Source organism: Acinetobacter faecalis (assembly GCF_034187745.1).
GTDB classification, from domain to species: Bacteria; Pseudomonadota; Gammaproteobacteria; order Pseudomonadales; family Moraxellaceae; genus Acinetobacter; species Acinetobacter faecalis.
The window spans coordinates 77,188-95,164 of sequence record NZ_JAXHPF010000006.1 but is presented as its reverse complement, the minus strand read 5'-3'; the positions used below and the strand labels follow the sequence as shown (position 1 = coordinate 95,164).

Genomic DNA, 17,977 nt, shown 5'->3' with positions numbered 1-17,977 from the left:
TTCACTTTATATCATGTTCTAAATTTCTTTAATGTTCAGTATATCTATTTCAATATGCTAAATCTCTAAACTAAAAATAAAAGTTTACAGACTCAATAAAAAAGCCATGTCAAAACATGGCTTTTTTATTTATAAAGTTTAGTCTTTATTGGTATGCGGTGTTTGAATTAAATCAGACAAATCATAACCAACAGATTTTGCATAATCTAAATACTCATTTAGTACTTCTGGTTTTACATCTGTATCACGTGAAAGTAGCCACATATATTGACGATTCGGCTCACCGACAAGAACAGTTTGATAATCTTCATCTAGTTTAAGAATCCAATAATCACCACGCCCTACAGGCAACCAACGAACTGCTTCAGGTAAGAAACTTACTTTTAACTTCGAATTAAAAGGTGCATTTTGCACATATGCTTCACCCAAAGATTGACTCAATTTTCCTTCTTGATCATAACAACGGTTATCTACAACAACATTGCCATTTTCATTTAATGTGTAACGTGCGGAAATATCTCTTGCACATTTTTTCTGGAAAGATAAAGGTTTTCGAGCAACCTCATACCAAACACCTAAGTATTTATCTAATTCAACTTTTTCAACCGTATGTAATGGCTTTTGTTCTGCATATGCCATAGTCGCCATACCCAAACCTACTAAAACTGCACCACCAAGTGCAATTTTTGCAAGCTTATAACTTGCTTTAGGAACGCTTCCTTTTGTCATACATACACCTTTCGTTAAATTTTTAATGTTCTCACTCTTAAAATAGCTTATTTTTTAAGCTTGAAATGTTGAAAAATGTAATAAACATTTCAACTATTTAACTCAACTGAATCATTTGTGCTTTTAAACGTAATATCTCATCTCTTAAACGAGCGGCTTGTTCAAATTGCAACTCTTTAGAGGCTTTAATCATTTCCTTTTCAAGTTTCGCTAAATGCTTAGCAAACAGTTTTGGATCTGACATTAAATGGTGTTCATCTGCTGTAATTGCTTTATCTTGCTCTGAAATTTGACGTTCAATTTGATCATCATCTAACACCTCGCCCGTATCAATTTCTTTAATCACTTGGCGAACTGCGCTACGTGGCGTAATGCCATGCTCTTTGTTAAATTCGATTTGTTTGGTACGACGTCTATCTGTTTCATCTATCGCTTTTTGCATAGAATCTGTAATGCGGTCTGCATATAAAATTGCTTTACCTTTCAAATTACGTGCAGCACGACCAATGGTTTGAATAAGCGATCTTTCAGAACGTAAAAAACCTTCCTTGTCAGCATCAAGAATTGCCACCAAAGATACTTCAGGCATATCTAAGCCTTCACGTAATAAGTTAATTCCAATTAAAACGTCATGTACGCCCATACGTAAATCATGAATAATTTTAACACGCTCAACAGTATCAATATCAGAGTGTAAATATGCGACTTTTACACCATATTCTTTTAAATAGGATGTCAAATCTTCCGCCATTCGCTTGGTCAGCGTTGTGACCAAAACACGCTCATTCATCGCAGAACGAATATTAATTTCAGAAAGAACATCATCAACCTGCGTTAACACAGGACGAATTTCAATTTCAGGGTCAATCAAACCTGTAGGACGTACAACTTGTTCTACAATTTGCTGAGATTTTTCTAATTCATAACGTGCAGGCGTTGCACTCACATAAATTGTCGCAGGAACAATACGCTCCCATTCATCAAATTGCATTGGTCGGTTATCCAATGCGCTTGGTAAACGAAAACCGTAATTTACTAAGTTTTCTTTACGTGAACGGTCACCTTTATACATGGCGCCAATTTGTGGAACTGTCACGTGAGATTCATCAATAATGAGCAATGCATCATCGGGTATATAATCAAACAATGTAGGTGGTGCTTCACCCGCAGGGCGCCCCGATAAATGACGTGAATAGTTTTCAATACCGTTGGTATAACCCAACTGTTGCATCATTTCTAAATCGTAGCGTGTACGCTGTTCAATGCGCTGAGCTTCAAGCAGTTTGTCATTTTCACGAAAGAAAACTAAACGTTCTTTTAATTCTTCTTTAATGGTTCCAATTGCGCGCTCTAAATTATCTTTTGGCGTTACATAATGACTCTTTGGATAAATTGTTACCCGTGGTACTTTCCGTACCATTTTTCCTGTAATTGGGTCAAACCAACGAATCGAATCAACCTCATCATCAAATAGTTCAATTCGAATAGCATGTTGTTCAGATTCCGCAGGGAAAATATCAATTATTTCGCCACGAATACGGTAAGTACCACGTAAAAATTCAAGCTCATTTCTTGAATATTGCATTTCAACCAAACGACGAATAATGTCATCTCGATTAATGAAATCGCCCTGCACAATATGAAGCAACATGCTCATATATGCATTTGGGTCACCCAAACCATAAATTGCAGAAACAGATGCAATAATAATGGCATCACGACGTTCTAATAATGAACGCGTTGCAGATAACCGCATTTGGTCAATATGGTCGTTAATAGACGAATCTTTTTCAATAAAAGTATCTGAAGATGGCACATAAGCTTCTGGTTGATAATAATCGTAATAACTCACGAAATATTCGACCGCATTATGTGGGAAAAATGCTTTAAATTCGCCGTAAAGTTGGGCTGCTAAAGTTTTATTATGTGCCATAACAATAGTTGGTCTTTGCGTTTTAGCAATAACATTTGCCATGGTATAGGTTTTACCCGACCCCGTTACACCAAGTAATAATTGATCACGTAAACCCTGTTCAACACCACGTACTAGCTTTTCAATCGCTTGAGGCTGATCACCTGCTGGCGCATAGTTAGTTACTAATTCGAAAGGTTGATGCTCACTCACTAGATCTATTACTCAATATATTTTTAGAACAAAAGATTTTAGCAGATTCGCACTCACAACAAAGAATAATCATAATTTTTCATTCATTTTATTGTTAAAAAATTGATCAATGTCTTTATGTTTTATTCAATTTTTATAGAGTTTTTTTTGACTAAGTTTTGCTTGACCCCTCCGCTATTCAAAGGCAACATGAAGTGAAGAATCTAGATACAGTAGCACGCCATGACTTACCAATATCACGATGAAAGCATTATTAAAACCTTAGCTGAAGACACTACTTTTGTCTTTGGAAGTAATTTGGCAGGTGAACATAGTTCTGGCGCGGCAAAAACTGCTTTAGAGCATTTTGGTGCGCTGAATGGCGTAGGTCGTGGATGGTCTGGTCAAAGCTTTGCAATTCCAACTATGAATGAGCATTTACAACAAATGCCACTTTCTCAAATTCAGCACTATATTGATGATTTTAAAACTTATACAAAAAATCATCCGAAAAATAAATATTTTTTAACATCTATTGGCTGTGGAATTGCAGGCTATAAAGTTGAAGAAATCGCACCGATGTTTAAAGGCATTAGCCATAATGTGATTTTTCCTGCTTCTTTTCGACCTTTTGTAGAAAAATCATTACCTAAACTCAATCAAAAATTTCTACATGAACTTTTTAATGAAGACCGTATTTATGCGGCTCAAGAAGATGAACGCTCACTTGAACAATTTAACTTAACTGACAATGAAATTAGCCTAGCGAAAATTATCATTAACACTCAAATGTATCCAAATGACAGTAATGGTCGAGATCGAACTTTTGAAATTGAAGATATTTTACACAACTTAAGTTCAAAAGCAGTTCAATTTCCAGCGCTTTCTGCATCACGTTTCATTTTAGGTGGAGCTGTATTGGCAATACTCGAACTCTACATAATTAATGAATCTGACTTTATAGATGTATGGAATGGTTCACGTGAAATATCAGCCCCCAAACCTGCACATAAAGCCAAAAAATAATCATTACTCTTTTACACCCAAATCAAACACATGAAACATATATTATGTTTAATTAATGTATGTTTCATAAAATCGATTAACAATATAAAAATAATAGATATTTCATAACACTTCCATCACTATCCTTATGTTATTACTTACTTTTTAGTGATATATTTCACACATTAGAACATATAAAAATGCTAGGTATTAATAAAATGGAGATTCTTGATTCTTCTATTTTTGATTTGTCCCCCATTCCTTTTTGGCTCGAAGATTTTAGTGCAGTCAAAAACCAATTCGATCTATGGAAAAGTGATGGTGTAACAGACTTAGAAACCTTTTTAAAAGAAGATACTTCTCGAGTTTTACACTGCGCAAATTTAATTAAAATTATTAAAGTAAATCAGAAAACTTTAGATCTTTATGAAGCTAAAGATATAGATCATTTACGGGGAAATTTAAGCAAAATTTTTAGCAATGATATGGCAGAAAGCCATATACATGAGTTACTTGCGCTTTGGAAGAAAGAGCTCAGTTTTTCAAATACTGCTGTGAATTATTCATTATCTGGTAAACGCCTTGATATTCATTTAAGAGGAACAGTGTTACCTGGTCATGAAAATGATTTATCACTCATTTTACTCAGCACAGAAAATATTACTTCTTATCAAGATGCTTGCCGCTTAGAAATGCGCAGTCGTTCAATTGCAGAAGCACGTTTCACTTATTCACCCACGTCTTTATGGGTGGAAGATTTTAGTCGAATCAAAACTCGTCTAGATCATTTAAAAGCTTTAGGTATTGAAGACTTTGTTACTTTTTTAGATGTTCACAATGATTTTATTGTTGAATGTCTACGTGATATTTCAATTATTGATGTAAATCAAGCAACGCTAAATTTATTTGGTGCTTCATCTAAAGAGCACTTACTGCAAAATATTTATAAAGTATTTGGCCCTGAAACCCTGCAAACTTTCCGTGGACAACTTATCGAACTTTGGAAAGGCAACATTCACCATCAATGTGAAGCTGTGAACTACGCTTTAGATGGCAGTATTCGACATGTTTTACTTCAATTTACTATTTTCCCTGGTTTTGAAAATGATTGGAGCATGGCGCAACTGGCATTAACCGATATTACAGCACGTAAAAAAGCAGAGAACTATTTAGAATATTTGGGTAAACATGATGTTTTAACAAAGCTTTATAATCGCTCTTTCTTTACTGCTGAAATTAATCGCTTAGAGCGAAATTCATTACGTCCCGTTTCTTGTATCTTTATGGATATGAATGGTTTAAAACCTGTTAATGACACTCAAGGACATGATGTTGGTGATGATCTTTTAAGACGTACAGGCGGGATTTTGACACAACTTATTCAAAACACGCTTTATAGCACATCTCGTATTGGCGGTGATGAATTTGTTGTTTTACTACCAGGTGCAGATGAAATAGCACTACAAAATTGCTTAGATGCCTTAATTGAACTCATTCACATCGATAATCAATTTTATTCTAATCAACCAATTAGTTTCTCTATTGGTTCTGCAACTTCTAAAGAAAATGAAAGAATTGAAGATATGCTAAAACGTGCAGATCAACTTATGTATGTTCAGAAGAGAGAGTTTTACGAAGGCTTAAAAGCAACGCCTTAATAGCTGAAGAGTTTATTAAAATTAAAAAAAATAGGTGCTTAATGCACCTATTTTTTTAGCGTTTACCCATCGAACGACGTGTACCACGTGGAGGCATCCAAGTACGGTCAGCATAAGGTGTTGGTTTAGGACGTAAACCTTCCACTTCCTCATCTGCACTTTTTGCATCGTTTACTTCTTTCACAGGGAAAGGTAGCTTTACCACAGGTTTTTTCTTGGGAGTATTTTGGGTGCTCATTAGATTCACTCAATTATAACTGCACATATTGTACGTAATTTTTGAAAGCTTCGCGACCCTTTGCGCTTAAATGCACAAATTGGATATAAGGAAATGCATGAGCTTTATCATTTTTTTACTTTTTTTATGATTTTGTAAAGATTATGTACGCCCAACAGCCTCATTTTAGGATAAGATTAAATGCTTTTTATTTTTTAAACCCCATAAGAAGGAATACTGCCGTGGACGTACGTCTCTCTGATCGTGTAAATGCCATCAAACCGTCCCCTACACTTGCTGTTACCAATAAAGCTGCTGAATTAAAAGCTGCAGGTAAAAATGTTATTGGTTTGGGTGCTGGTGAACCAGATTTTGATACACCACAACACATCAAAGATGCAGCAATTGCAGCAATTAACAATGGTTTCACAAAATACACGGCTGTTGACGGTACGCCAGGTCTTAAAAAAGCAATTATTGCTAAATTTAAGCGTGACAATAACCTTGACTATGCTGCAAACCAAATTTTGGTTTCTTGTGGTGGTAAACAATCATTTTTTAACTTAGCTTTAGCTTTGTTAAACAAAGGTGATGAAGTTATTATCCCTGCGCCATTTTGGGTAAGCTACCCAGATATGGTAATCATCGCTGAAGGCGTTCCTGTAATTGTAAAATGTGGTGAAGAGCAACGTTTCAAAATCACACCTGCTCAATTAGAAGCAGCGATTACTGACAAAACTCGTTTAGTTGTTTTAAACAGCCCTTCAAACCCTACAGGTATGATCTACACTAAAGCTGAATTAGAAGCGTTAGCTGAAGTTCTTCGTAAATACCCAGAAGTTTATATCGCTTCTGATGATATGTACGAACCAATTCGTTGGGATGATGAATTCTACAACATTGCAACTGTAGCACCTGACCTTTATGACCGCACTATCGTTCTTAACGGTGTGTCTAAAGCATATGCAATGACTGGATGGCGTATTGGCTATGCAGCGGGTCCTGCTAAGCTTATTGGTGCAATGAAAAAAATCCAATCTCAATCTACTTCAAACCCAACTTCTATTTCACAAGTTGCTGCTGAAGCTGCATTGAATGGCCCTCAAGATGTTCTTGAGCCAATGATTGAAGCATTCAAACGTCGTCATGACTTAGTTGTAAACGGCTTGAACGAAATCAACGGTATCTCTTGCTTACCTGCTGATGGTGCATTCTATGCATACGCAAACATCCGTCCGTTAATTCGTGCGAAAGGTTTGAAATCTTGCACAGAATTCTCTGAATGGTTATTGGAAGAAACTGGTGTTGCAGTTGTTCCTGGTGATGCATTTGGTTTAGGCGGTTTCATGCGTATTTCTTATGCAACTGCTGACGAAGTACTTGTTGATGCACTTGCACGTATCAAAAAAGCTGCAGACTCAATTGAAGGCGTAGATGCTGCAATTGCTTCTATTGCTGCTGAAAAATAATCTGCTTTAAAACAGATTTAAAAAACCCGCGATTTTCGCGGGTTTTTTATGTGAAAAATATAAGCAAATAAAAAGCACCCGAAGGTGCTTTTTTACTATTCTAACTTATGGTTTCACAACAACCATCACCTGAATTGCTTCTGGTGTTACAGCCAATCCATCTAACAAACTAATTCCTTCTTTTTGGAATTTTTGTAGGCGTGCAATTTCATCTTCACGAATGCTTGGATTAAATTGTTTTAAGTAAGTTAAACGGTCAATTTCATATTGCCACTTATTACCATACACTTCTTTCGCTTGTTCTTTGAAGTTTGGTAAAGCTGCTTTTGCAATATCTAAAGCTTGTGCATAACGCGCTTCAATAATATCACGACGTGCTTTTACAACCTGACGACAGCTATTACCATCTAAGTGATGAATATAAGGTTTTAAAATTTCAGGTGCAATTTTTTGAGATAAATCCTGACCTTTTTCACTTAATAATACACGTACTAATTGTTGCGGTAAGCTAGATGGTAAGTTCAATGCTTTTGGTGCAACAACATCTACCTTAAACCAAACTTCAAGAAGCACAGAACCTTGTGGTAAAGCCGCAGATTTAAGTACAGCAACGTTTGTACTACCAAAACCTTGCGTACCAATCATTTCCATTACGCTTTCTGTAAATGGATGTTCTAGCGTTAAATACTCAGCATCTTCACGAATTTGTGCTTGATCTCGATAGAACGTTGCCGTCATGCCTTCTTCATCAAGTGTTAAACCTTGAACTTGCATTTGGTCGGTTGGTTTAATAATAACCGTACCGTTACTTTGCTCATCAAAATCGATGTTTGTAGACGCCATAAAGCGTTTCATAAACATTGGCAAAGTCGTGTTGTCATCATAATCTTCAAGTGCTTGAACAATTTCTTGCGCCACAATAGGTCGGCAAGAGTTGTACTCAAGCAAACGGTCACGACCATTTTGAAGTTCTGCTTCTAAAGCTTCACGCTGAACAACAACCGCTTCAAGTAACTCTTCAAACTTTTGCCCCATATCTGTAAGCAAACAGTCTTTTAAATCTACAATAAAGTTTTCTTGTAAAGTTTGCGCTGTAGGTGAAATATTACCAAAAATATTTAAAGCTTCGTTGTACCAACGGAACATACGTTCTTGTGCAGTACCAAGCAAATAAGGCACATGAATTTGAATACGTTTTTCTTGACCAATCCGGTCTAAACGACCGATACGTTGTTCAAGTACGTCTGGGTTTGCAGGTAAATCAAATAGAATTAAGTCAGATGCAAATTGGAAGTTACGACCTTCTGAACCAATTTCCGAACATAATAAAATTTGTGCGCCATAAGAGTCTTCAGCAAAATAAGCTGCAGCTTGGTCACGCTCGAGTAAGCTCATACCTTCATGGAACATTGCGGTACGAATACCTGCATGAATACGAAGTGCATTTTCTAAAGCTTCAACAACTGGACCACTACGTGCAATTAACAACACTTTTTTGTGTTTTAACTGCGTACGAAGCATTTCCATAATCCACGAAACACGTGGATCTGTTTCCATCCAAGCACCGTCTAATTGTGCTTCTTCAGGCCACATTTGTTCACGTAGTTTACCTTCTTTAGACCAGTTTTCTGGTGCTGGTAAAGGTGCAGGCTGACAATCACGACCTGGGAAGCCTTGAATTGCTTCACGTGTGTTACGGAACAAAATACGACCTGTACCATGACGGTCTAATAATTCGTGAATTGCACGGAAACGCTGTTCAGGATGATCTTCAATACGATGACCTAATAAGCCTTCAATTGCAGCTAAATGTGCTTCTTCTAAAGGTAAGTCAGACATCAACACTTCAGCAATTTTAGCTGTTTGTTGATATTGCTCTTCTTCATCTAAGAAACGATCTAGAGCACTAAAACGTTGCGGATCGAGCAAACGTAAACGTGCAAAATGACTTTCTACACCAAGCTGTTCAGGTGTTGCTGTGAGTAACAATACACCCGCAGTTTGTTGTGCTAGTTCTTCAACCAAGTCATAACGATCGTTTCCGCCATCTTCTTCGCTCCACATTAAATGATGCGCTTCATCGACAACAAGAAGGTCAAAACCTGCTTCCATTGCTTGTTCACGTAAATCATCATGGTCAATCATTAAATCGACACTTGCGATGATGCATTGTTCTGTCAAGAATGGGTTTAAATCTGGATCATGTTCTTTAATAGACGCAGTACGTGTTAAATCGAACAATGAAAATTGAAGATTAAAACGACGACGCATTTCAATCATCCACTGATATTGCAGTGAATCTGGCACTAAAATTAGGATACGTTCAGAACGACCCGTTTTAAGTTGTTGATGAATGATTAAACCTGCTTCAATGGTTTTACCTAAACCTACTTCATCGGCAAGTAAAACACGTGGTGCAAAACGCTGACCTACTTCGTGTGCAATATAAAGCTGATGCGGAATTAAACCCACACGCGAACCAATCATGCCACGTAATGGACTAGATTTCATATTCGCTTGCATAAGCAAAGATTCAATACGTAAATCGTACCATTCTTTATAATCAATTTGACTTGCAAGTAAACGATCTAGCGGTTTAGATAACTGAATTGTTGCGCCAATACGGGTTTCATTTAAAGATTTACGCTCTTCCGTACCATCTTCAAGAGTACGAATAACATCGTAACGAATAACGCCATTGCGATCTTCAAAAGACTCAACAATCCACGTTGTGCCTTCTTGATCCATTAATTCATCTTTAGTATTAAAGATAATACGGGTTAAAGGTGCATTGCTTCGTGCATAGACACGAGTTTCATCACTTTTGGGGAATAAAATGCTGACCGATCGCTCATCTACATCAATGAGAACTCCTAAACCAAGTTCTGTTTCTGTGTCTGAAAGCCAACGTTGACCAATAGCAAACTGCTGCAATTTTTTCCACCTTTATCTAGAAGTTAGGATGTATTTTTTATCCAATGCCATTGATTAGCATTTGATCAAAAAACCACACCTTTAAGCAATATATTTTGACATAAAGCCCACTAAAAAGTGAGCTAAATTAAATCTCTTGAAACACTTTCATCTTAAAAAGGCACAGCACAATAAAAATCAATTGGCTGTTCTGTTTTTGGATGATTAAAGCTTAATCTTTCCGCATGTAAACATAGTCTTTCAGAAAGCTTTTGCTGTTCTTCTGTTGCATACAAAGTATCTCCAATAATTGGATGACCTAAATATTGCATATGTACACGGAGTTGATGAGAACGACCTGTAATTGGCGTAAGTTTTACGCGAGTTACATCTTGTCCCTGAATTTGAAAATGTTCTGTTGCCTGCCAATGTGTTAGCGCAGGTTTATTATGAGATGGTTCTGCAATATGCAATGGCGGTCGAGATGGATCATAAATGACAGGAACATCTACAGTTCCCTCACCTTCTAAATGTCCGGCAACAACGGCTTGATAAATTTTTGAAGTTTGTCTTTCTTGAAATTGACGCGAAATTCTGTTTTGACCAAATTTAGATAAACCGAAAACCAAAATACCTGATGTATCACGATCTAAACGATGGATAAGCAACGTTTTAGGTTCAATGTCTAATAAGCGATTGATGACACAATCTTGTAAATCGGCTGTTTTCCCGGGAACAGTGAGTATTCCTTCTGGTTTATGAATCACCATGAAATCTTCATCACGATGAATCAGGTGTTCGCTTAGAAAATTACTCAAGTTTCTATTCCAATCTGATCACGAAAACAAGCGAGCAATGATAAGAATCTTAGGTTTAAAATACAATGTTTAAAGCGTTAATAACCGACGAAATTTCCGATTTATCTCAATAAAATTTTCAATTTACGCTTTTTACTGCCGATTCACTAAATAAGCCAATAATTTTTCAAGTGTTGGATATTTTGTAAAATCTTCATATTGAATATTTGCGCCATTTGCACGCCATAATCCAACTAAACTCACTATAGATACAGAATCTAATCCGTAATTTTTTAAATCTATAGTTGGATCAATTTCTAATGCTTCTATATCTAAAGCTTCTGCAATAGACAACAAAATTCCTTTACTTGAAAGAATAAATTCTTTGGGCGCACTTAAAGTCCACAAACGCAATAAAGTATAAATGTTTGTATGATGATATTTTTGCTTAGAAATACTTTCAATCCATTGAATATGTTGTTCAATATTTGAAAGTAAAATTGCATCATTTATCACGCAAATATTTTCAGTAACTGAACCCAAATATTCAACTAATTGCTTTGCTTGAGCTGTGATTTTTCCCGTAACAATAAGCTGTTTTCTTAGGCTCACTTGCTCACCTAAAAACATCATGCCGTTCATAAGTTCATTTGTATTTAAAGATACAATTGGAATTTCTAGCGTTTTCGCTTTTTTAACTAAACTCGTTAAATGTTGATTCAATTCTGAATGTTCAAAATTTTGATCTTGTTGTAATTCATCTAAACCAAGAATAAGTAAAACACTGTCTGTAGATGAAAGTGCCCATTTGGCTAAACTGGCTTGTAACTGAATTTTCTTTGGAAATGAATAGAACATTGAGAAAAAGATTTGGGACAATTAAATGAATTATACGAGTAATTCAATGATGAAATAATATAAAAAATAAGCGATAGATAGACAAAATTTAAATAATAAACAAATCTAACTATCGCTATTTAGAGTTTTATTAACCCGCTTGAGCTAAAAACTTATCAATTGCATGTTGAGCAATTTCAGCATCTTGGTGAGATTGAACACCAGAAACACCTACAGCACCAACCACTTGTCCTTCATAAACAATTGGTAAACCACCTTCTAATAAACCAACAAAGTTTGAAATTGAAAGAAAGCCATTACGACCATTTTTAATCATATCTTCAAATACTTTAGAAGGTTTTGTACTTAATGCAGAACATTTTGCTTTTTCTTGGCAAATTGTTGCACTAATTGGTGCAGCGCCATCCATACGTTTCATAATCAAAAGACTACCTGTCACATCTACAACAGCAATACTGACATTAAATGAATGTTCAACAGCATATTTTTGTGATTGATCTAATAAAAATTCTGCATCTGCTAAAGTTAAAGTGTGTGTAGTTTTCATAAAATGTCCTTAAATTATTCTAAAATTTATGCTTAAAAAAAGCCCGCAGTAAATCTACTACGGACTTTAGTTTAGCTAATTTATAGACTATTTGTTGTTTATTTCTGCAAATACTTCTTTTGCCATTTTAATGGTAAATTCAATATCTTCATCTGAATGTGCAGCAGAAATAAAACCTGCCTCAAATGCTGATGGTGCAAGGTTTACACCGCGTGACAACATACCGTGGAAGAATTTACGGAATGCATCTACATCACATTTCAACATAGAGTCAAAGCTAGTAATATCTTGTTGATCTGTAAAGTACAAACCAAACATACCACCAACTTGCTGAGTTTTAAACGGTACACCTGCTTCATCGGCAGCCGCTTGTAAACCTACTAAAAGCTTTTCAAGTTGCGCTGTTAGTTTTTCATAAAAACCTTCAGCACGAAGATGTTTGAACATCTCAATACCTGCACGCATTGCAAGTGGGTTACCCGACAATGTTCCTGCTTGATAAACTTTACCAAGTGGTGCAATGCATTCCATCACTTCACGTTTACCACCAAAAGCACCTACAGGTAAGCCCGCACCAATGATTTTACCTAAAGTCGTTAAGTCTGGTGTTACGCCATAATGCGCTTGAGCACCGCCTAAACCCACACGGAAACCTGTCATTACTTCATCAATAATAAATACTGAACCATGTTCATCACATACATCACGAATGGCTTGTAAGAAACCATCAATTGGTTTTACTAAGTTCATGTTGCCTGCAACAGGTTCAACAATTACACCTGCAATTTCAGAACCAAATTTAGCAAAACATTCTTTTAAAGTAGCAATGTCGTTATATGGGAGCGTTAGTGTATGTTTAGCAAAATCTGCTGGTACACCTGCCGATGTCGCCTCACCTTCACCACTTGTTAACAAGCCAGAGCCTGCTTTTACTAATAGTGAATCTGAATGACCGTGGTAACAGCCTTCAAACTTCACAATTTTGTCACGACCTGTATAACCACGTGCAAGACGAATTGCGGTCATTGTTGCTTCAGTACCTGAATTGGTCATACGAACCAATTCAATAGACGGCATAATTTCACAGATGATATCTGCCAAAGTTGTTTCGTGAACCGTTGGTGCACCAAAACTTAAACCATCTACAGCGGCATCTTGTACAGCTTTAATAATTGCAGGATGAGCATGACCTAAAATCATTGGTCCCCATGAACCAACGTAATCGACATAACGCTTGCCATCAACATCATAAAGGTAAGCACCTTGTGCTTTTTCAATAAATACTGGCGTTCCACCTACGCTGTTAAATGCACGTACAGGTGAATTCACGCCACCAGGAATATGTTTGTTTGCTTGTTTAAACAGTTGTTCTTGCTTTGGAGATAAACTCATGAAAATCACTCAACTCAAAAATAAAAAAATTAAGCTTGTTCAGCAAATAATTCTGACCAATCATACACACGTTGACCAACTGTAGACATTGAGCGACCTAAAACATCACTAATCACAGCACAAAGGTCTGCACCTGCTTCAATCACTTCTTTACTATTTTCAACAGTCAAACCACCAATTGCACAAATAGGTACATTCAACTTCGCTTTTGCTTGTTTTAACGTTTCCAGACCAATATTACCCGCTTCAGGCTTGGTACCTGTGGCATAAATTGCACCAAAAGCAACATAGTTTGCGCCATCAGCAATGGCTTGTTCCGCCAATTCTATAGAGTTATTACAGCTACGACCAATGAGTACATTTTTATGTAAGCGTTCTACAGCTTCAGCAATTGAACCATCGCCCTGACCTAAATGCACGCCTACGCCATATTCAACTGCTGCATCTAAATCATCATTAATCACAAAAGGCACTTTATATTGATCGCACAAATGCTTCATATAGCCAATTTCATAGGCTTTGGCTTCTTTATCAACCACTTTTTTACGACGGTATTGCAATACAGCCACTTCATAAGTTGCCATTGCACCTTCAAGCTTCGCTAATAAAAGTTCAATAGGATCATCATTCGTAATTAAATATAAACCGCGCATAACATCTGCCGAAATTTGTCTTAAGTTGAATTATCTCACAACCCAAGATAATAAATCAGTGAAACCGAATGGAATTTATAATTTTTATGGTGGATTTTGATTATTACTTTTTTTAAGCATAAAAAAAACCTAGAGAGGTCACTCTAGGTTTGGAAACTCTGTATTTTTTCATTAAATAAATTTAATGTTCGATTACTCTACTCTATTTTCACAAAGAATAGAGCATTTATTTTATTTTTTTATACGAATCATAAGAATATTTTCACCAATCAGATAATTTTGTATATATTTACATCAATTTTTAATTCTATCAAGCGATCTATCTTTCAAGCTTAAGTTGCCACGTAAAACATCTGAAAACATTTTCCAGTCTGAAATAAAACTATAAATAGGTTGTTTAAAGCTAGCAGGCTTATTTTTTTCAAATACGAAATGACCAATCCAAGCGCACGCATAACCAGACAACAAACCATAGGCAAAATATTTTACTTTACGTTGTTTAATGCCTTTTGCAAAAAAATATAAGCCAATACTACTGCCTGCAACATGTAAGCGACGGCTCATAATATTTCGATGCTCAGTTAAATAAAAACGATAAAATTCATGATAATTTTTAATTGGTAATGTGTATTCTTGTTGAATATCGACATTGAAATTTTGATCCATCTTGATGTTCATTTATATCTTCCTGATATTTTTTAAACACGTTAAACCATTTTTTGCTCAAATTAAAGCCACTTCTTTGTAATCTAGATTCGTCAAGTCTTACATGAAAATAGATTTTCGCTACAATCGAAAGCTGAACTTATACAAGATTAATTTTTGCGCTTATACATAACTTTAATAACGCATATTCACATGAACTGACGCATCTCACATATTGAGATTTAAAACTAGGACAAAACTTATGACCGAAGTTGAATTAAAATTTCAAATTCATGAATCAAGACGCAATGCTTTACTTAAAGCTATAGATCCTAAAAAGTCAGAAATCATTCAATTAAAAGCAAAATATTTTGATACCGAAGATCGTTTATTGGCACAAAATCATGCTGCACTTCGTTTACGTTTAGAAGGTACTCGCTGGATTCAAACCCTAAAAGCAGCTGGAAAAAGTCATATTCAACGTTTTGAACATAATTATGACTTAGGCGAAACTGAGCAAGCTCCTGAACTCAATTTAGATATTTATAAAGACGATACTGAAGCGACTCAAATTTTAACAAATGCGTTAGGGCAAAATTTTGATGCGTTAAAACTCCAATTTGAAACGGATATTGAACGTACTTTCCGTGTTATTCCTTTTGAAGATACAACTATTGAAGTAAGTTTAGATATTGGTTCAATTCGCTCTGAACATGCAGAAACAGCTGTTCATGAAGTGGAATTTGAACTTAAAGAAGGCTCAATTAAAAGTTTACTTGCCTTTAGTTTTGAATGGGTGAAGAAGTATCAACTTTGGTTAGATGTACGTAGCAAAGCAGAAATTGGAAATTTATTGGCACAACAACAAAATGTAAGTCCTGCTGTATATGCAAAAGACTTTATTTTAAGTAAAAAAGACAGCGCAGATAAAAATTTACGTTTATTAATTTCTCAACAGCTTCAACATTTATTGCCCAATATTGCTGCAATATCGGCAGGATTTGCTGAAAAAGCGCATATTGAACAAGCTCAAACAGCGCTGAATCATTTGTATTTAAGTTTGCATATATTTAAAGATTGGAGCCCTTCTCTTTCGAGTAAATGGACAAATCAGTTAAATGCGTTTAAACAGCAATTTGAAAACCTACAGCATTTACAACACATGCAAGATACTTTGGGCACTTTCTTACAAAACCCAAATACATCTTCAAACTTAGAAAAAGACATTCTTTACGCTAAAGAAAAGTTGAATAATTTAGTTAAATCTACGCAAAACGTTCATCATTTTCTTGAGCTTTTAATTTTTAGTTTAGAAGAAAATGATGTTCAGCAAAAACAAGATTTAAAGGCTTTTGCTCAAAATACGTTGCAACATCAGTATAAAATTTTGCAGGAAAGTTTAATTGCAGCAGACATCAGTAATTTTGAAAGCCTAGATTTACTTGCAACGCATATTAGTGAGTTGAAGTTTAGCTTTCCAATTTTAACCCATATTTATGATGTTAAAAATTTGCAAAAATACAGCAAAGCTTTAAATGACGCGCAACTTGCAGCACATGAATATTTGGTTTTATCTTCTTCTGCTTTATATATTCAGCAAACAGAATTGGAAGCGAGTGATTGGTTTGTTTTAGGTTGGCTTACAGCAAAGCAAGAAGTTTATGCAGAGCGTTTATTGGAAGTGACTGACCAATTTATGGTGAGTCGTAAATTCTTGAAATAAGTTTTAGTAAACAAAAAAGCGAGGATAGACTCCTCGCTTTTTTATTAAATATTTAGATTTTGTATAAGAGATTTTATGTTAAATGGATGCAGTTTTTGAAAATTTTAATTTTGCATCAGAGATTTCACTTTAAATATGATAAAACTAAAAGATAAAGAAAATTTTGATTGGTATGTAATAAGTGAATTTTTCAGGTGATGTAGAGGTTTTTTTGTCCTGTCTTGGAACTAAAGAGTCAAGTTCAGATATTTTGAAAGCAGTTATTCTTGTTGCAAGTGAGTTTGACTCATTAGAAACTAATTTCGGTGGAGAAAAGCTATTCTATTGGCAATTTTTTAAGAGAGGAGTTACGTTCAGGTTTAATGAACATCAGATACTAGATACCATTTTCATTTACGTCAAAGAGAATGAAGAATATTACCCATACCCATTTTTAGAAGATCTGATCATAGGTATTAATCATAAAAGTACGAAGCAATCTGTAGCCAATCTATTTGGAACCCCCGAAAAAGAAAGTGACAGTTGGCTTAAATACAGAATATTTGATAACTATTTACATTTTGAATTTGATGATTCATTAGAGTTGAAACAAGTCACAATGGGCTAATATTGAGACTATCATATTAATTTATAAGTGTTTTTTATTTAAATCCTAGACCCAGATCTAGGATTTTTCCCATTTCGTATAACAGCCATTATGTTAAATGGACTGTTTTAGCCATTCATTTATATGCTTTGAAAATTCATCAAATGCTTCTTTAACAGATATGGTAAGAACTTTTTGATAAGCTAAATTAATCTGGTCACTATAAATGTATAGCAGAGAAGTTAAATCTGAATCATTAATATGCCAACAAATTAATTCAACATCAGTTATATATTGATTTAACCCAGAATCTAAGTTTGATGGAGTTTTTTTAGATATGTATTCTTTTAAAATATTGATAGAAATTAGCTGCTCATCATGTATATCTAAATCAGCTCGTATTAATTTATTAAAATAGTTTTTAACTTCAGCATCAGATTTTAGATAGCAAATATCTAGAACAAACTGATCGTTATTGTCTTCCAATATTTTTTTATCTGCCCAAGTCTGAATTTCTTTAGGAGTGATTAAGCCTACATTCAACTTTAACCAGAAGCAAAACTTACTATCATCATTCATTTGGATTCTTTATATTTTCTAAAATTAACATAATACACGCTATACGAAATGGTTGTTATTTTCTTATTTAAATCATGACTTTACACCAATACAAAAACCCCA

The 17,977-nt window shown here is 35.1% G+C and carries 16 protein-coding genes; 5 read left to right on the top strand and 11 right to left on the bottom strand.

Annotated elements, in window-relative coordinates:
• Positions 1-138 precede the first annotated feature (138 nt).
• Both SKM54_RS08190 and uvrB read right to left on the bottom strand, forming a co-directional pair.
• Entirely contained in the window at positions 139-729 is a 591-nt protein-coding gene (locus SKM54_RS08190; RefSeq protein WP_248103741.1) for a lipocalin family protein, read from the bottom strand.
• 97 nt (positions 730-826) lie between these two features.
• Positions 827-2,854: an excinuclease ABC subunit UvrB gene (gene uvrB / locus SKM54_RS08185; RefSeq protein WP_321089629.1), complete on the bottom strand. Its 2,028-nt coding sequence runs from the start codon at positions 2,852-2,854 to the stop codon at positions 827-829.
• A 222-nt stretch (positions 2,855-3,076) separates the two neighbouring features.
• On the opposite strand from uvrB, the gene SKM54_RS08180 reads away from it, so the two are divergent.
• Together SKM54_RS08180 and SKM54_RS08175 are read left to right on the top strand one after the other, a co-directional pair.
• Positions 3,077-3,859: an A1S_2505 family phage non-structural protein gene (locus SKM54_RS08180; RefSeq protein WP_154773404.1), complete on the top strand. Its 783-nt coding sequence runs from the start codon at positions 3,077-3,079 to the stop codon at positions 3,857-3,859.
• Positions 3,860-4,056: 197 nt separating this feature from the next.
• Positions 4,057-5,496, top strand: a complete 1,440-nt coding sequence (locus SKM54_RS08175; protein ID WP_154773403.1) for a sensor domain-containing diguanylate cyclase — start codon at positions 4,057-4,059, stop codon at positions 5,494-5,496.
• A gap of 55 nt (positions 5,497-5,551) precedes the next feature.
• On the opposite strand, the gene SKM54_RS08170 is transcribed toward SKM54_RS08175, so the two are convergent.
• On the bottom strand, positions 5,552-5,734 hold the full coding sequence (locus SKM54_RS08170) for a hypothetical protein (protein ID WP_154773402.1): 183 nt from the start codon (positions 5,732-5,734) through the stop codon (positions 5,552-5,554).
• Between the two features lie 221 nt (positions 5,735-5,955).
• Here SKM54_RS08170 and SKM54_RS08165 point away from each other — a divergent pair, with 221 nt between their 5' ends.
• Complete coding sequence (locus SKM54_RS08165; protein ID WP_171501338.1) at positions 5,956-7,182, top strand: pyridoxal phosphate-dependent aminotransferase; 1,227 nt, start codon at positions 5,956-5,958, stop codon at positions 7,180-7,182.
• Positions 7,183-7,287: 105 nt separating this feature from the next.
• Here the strand turns inward: SKM54_RS08165 and rapA are convergent, their stop codons facing one another.
• From rapA to SKM54_RS08130, 7 genes are all read right to left on the bottom strand, one after another.
• The gene (rapA, locus tag SKM54_RS08160) at positions 7,288-10,116 is read right to left on the bottom strand and encodes an RNA polymerase-associated protein RapA (RefSeq protein WP_321095102.1); all 2,829 of its coding nucleotides are present in this window, start codon (positions 10,114-10,116) and stop codon (positions 7,288-7,290) included.
• 152 nt (positions 10,117-10,268) lie between these two features.
• Positions 10,269-10,913 carry an RluA family pseudouridine synthase gene (locus tag SKM54_RS08155; RefSeq protein ID WP_154773400.1) on the bottom strand — a complete coding sequence of 215 codons (645 nt, stop codon included), beginning with the start codon at positions 10,911-10,913 and terminating at the stop codon, positions 10,269-10,271.
• A gap of 132 nt (positions 10,914-11,045) precedes the next feature.
• On the bottom strand, positions 11,046-11,750 hold the full coding sequence (locus tag SKM54_RS08150) for a phosphopantetheine-binding protein (protein WP_321087010.1): 705 nt from the start codon (positions 11,748-11,750) through the stop codon (positions 11,046-11,048).
• Positions 11,751-11,880: 130 nt separating this feature from the next.
• A complete protein-coding gene (locus SKM54_RS08145; RefSeq protein WP_321089624.1) occupies positions 11,881-12,297 on the bottom strand; it encodes a GlcG/HbpS family heme-binding protein in 417 nt (138 codons plus the stop codon).
• An 87-nt stretch (positions 12,298-12,384) separates the two neighbouring features.
• Entirely contained in the window at positions 12,385-13,689 is a 1,305-nt protein-coding gene (gene hemL, locus SKM54_RS08140; protein WP_321095101.1) for a glutamate-1-semialdehyde 2,1-aminomutase, read from the bottom strand.
• Between the two features lie 29 nt (positions 13,690-13,718).
• A complete protein-coding gene (gene thiE / locus SKM54_RS08135) occupies positions 13,719-14,342 on the bottom strand; it encodes a thiamine phosphate synthase (protein ID WP_321095099.1) in 624 nt (207 codons plus the stop codon).
• A 294-nt stretch (positions 14,343-14,636) separates the two neighbouring features.
• Positions 14,637-15,020, bottom strand: a complete 384-nt coding sequence (locus SKM54_RS08130) for a DUF962 domain-containing protein (RefSeq protein ID WP_321095098.1) — start codon at positions 15,018-15,020, stop codon at positions 14,637-14,639.
• A 229-nt stretch (positions 15,021-15,249) separates the two neighbouring features.
• Between SKM54_RS08130 and SKM54_RS08125 the strand changes: the two genes are divergently transcribed.
• Together SKM54_RS08125 and SKM54_RS08120 are read left to right on the top strand one after the other, a co-directional pair.
• Complete coding sequence (locus SKM54_RS08125; RefSeq protein ID WP_321095097.1) at positions 15,250-16,710, top strand: CYTH domain-containing protein; 1,461 nt, start codon at positions 15,250-15,252, stop codon at positions 16,708-16,710.
• Between the two features lie 181 nt (positions 16,711-16,891).
• Positions 16,892-17,317 carry a hypothetical protein gene (locus tag SKM54_RS08120; protein WP_321095096.1) on the top strand — a complete coding sequence of 142 codons (426 nt, stop codon included), beginning with the start codon at positions 16,892-16,894 and terminating at the stop codon, positions 17,315-17,317.
• Positions 17,318-17,410: 93 nt separating this feature from the next.
• Here the strand turns inward: SKM54_RS08120 and SKM54_RS08115 are convergent, their stop codons facing one another.
• The gene (locus SKM54_RS08115) at positions 17,411-17,875 is read right to left on the bottom strand and encodes a hypothetical protein (RefSeq protein WP_321091727.1); all 465 of its coding nucleotides are present in this window, start codon (positions 17,873-17,875) and stop codon (positions 17,411-17,413) included.
• Positions 17,876-17,977: the final 102 nt, after the last annotated feature.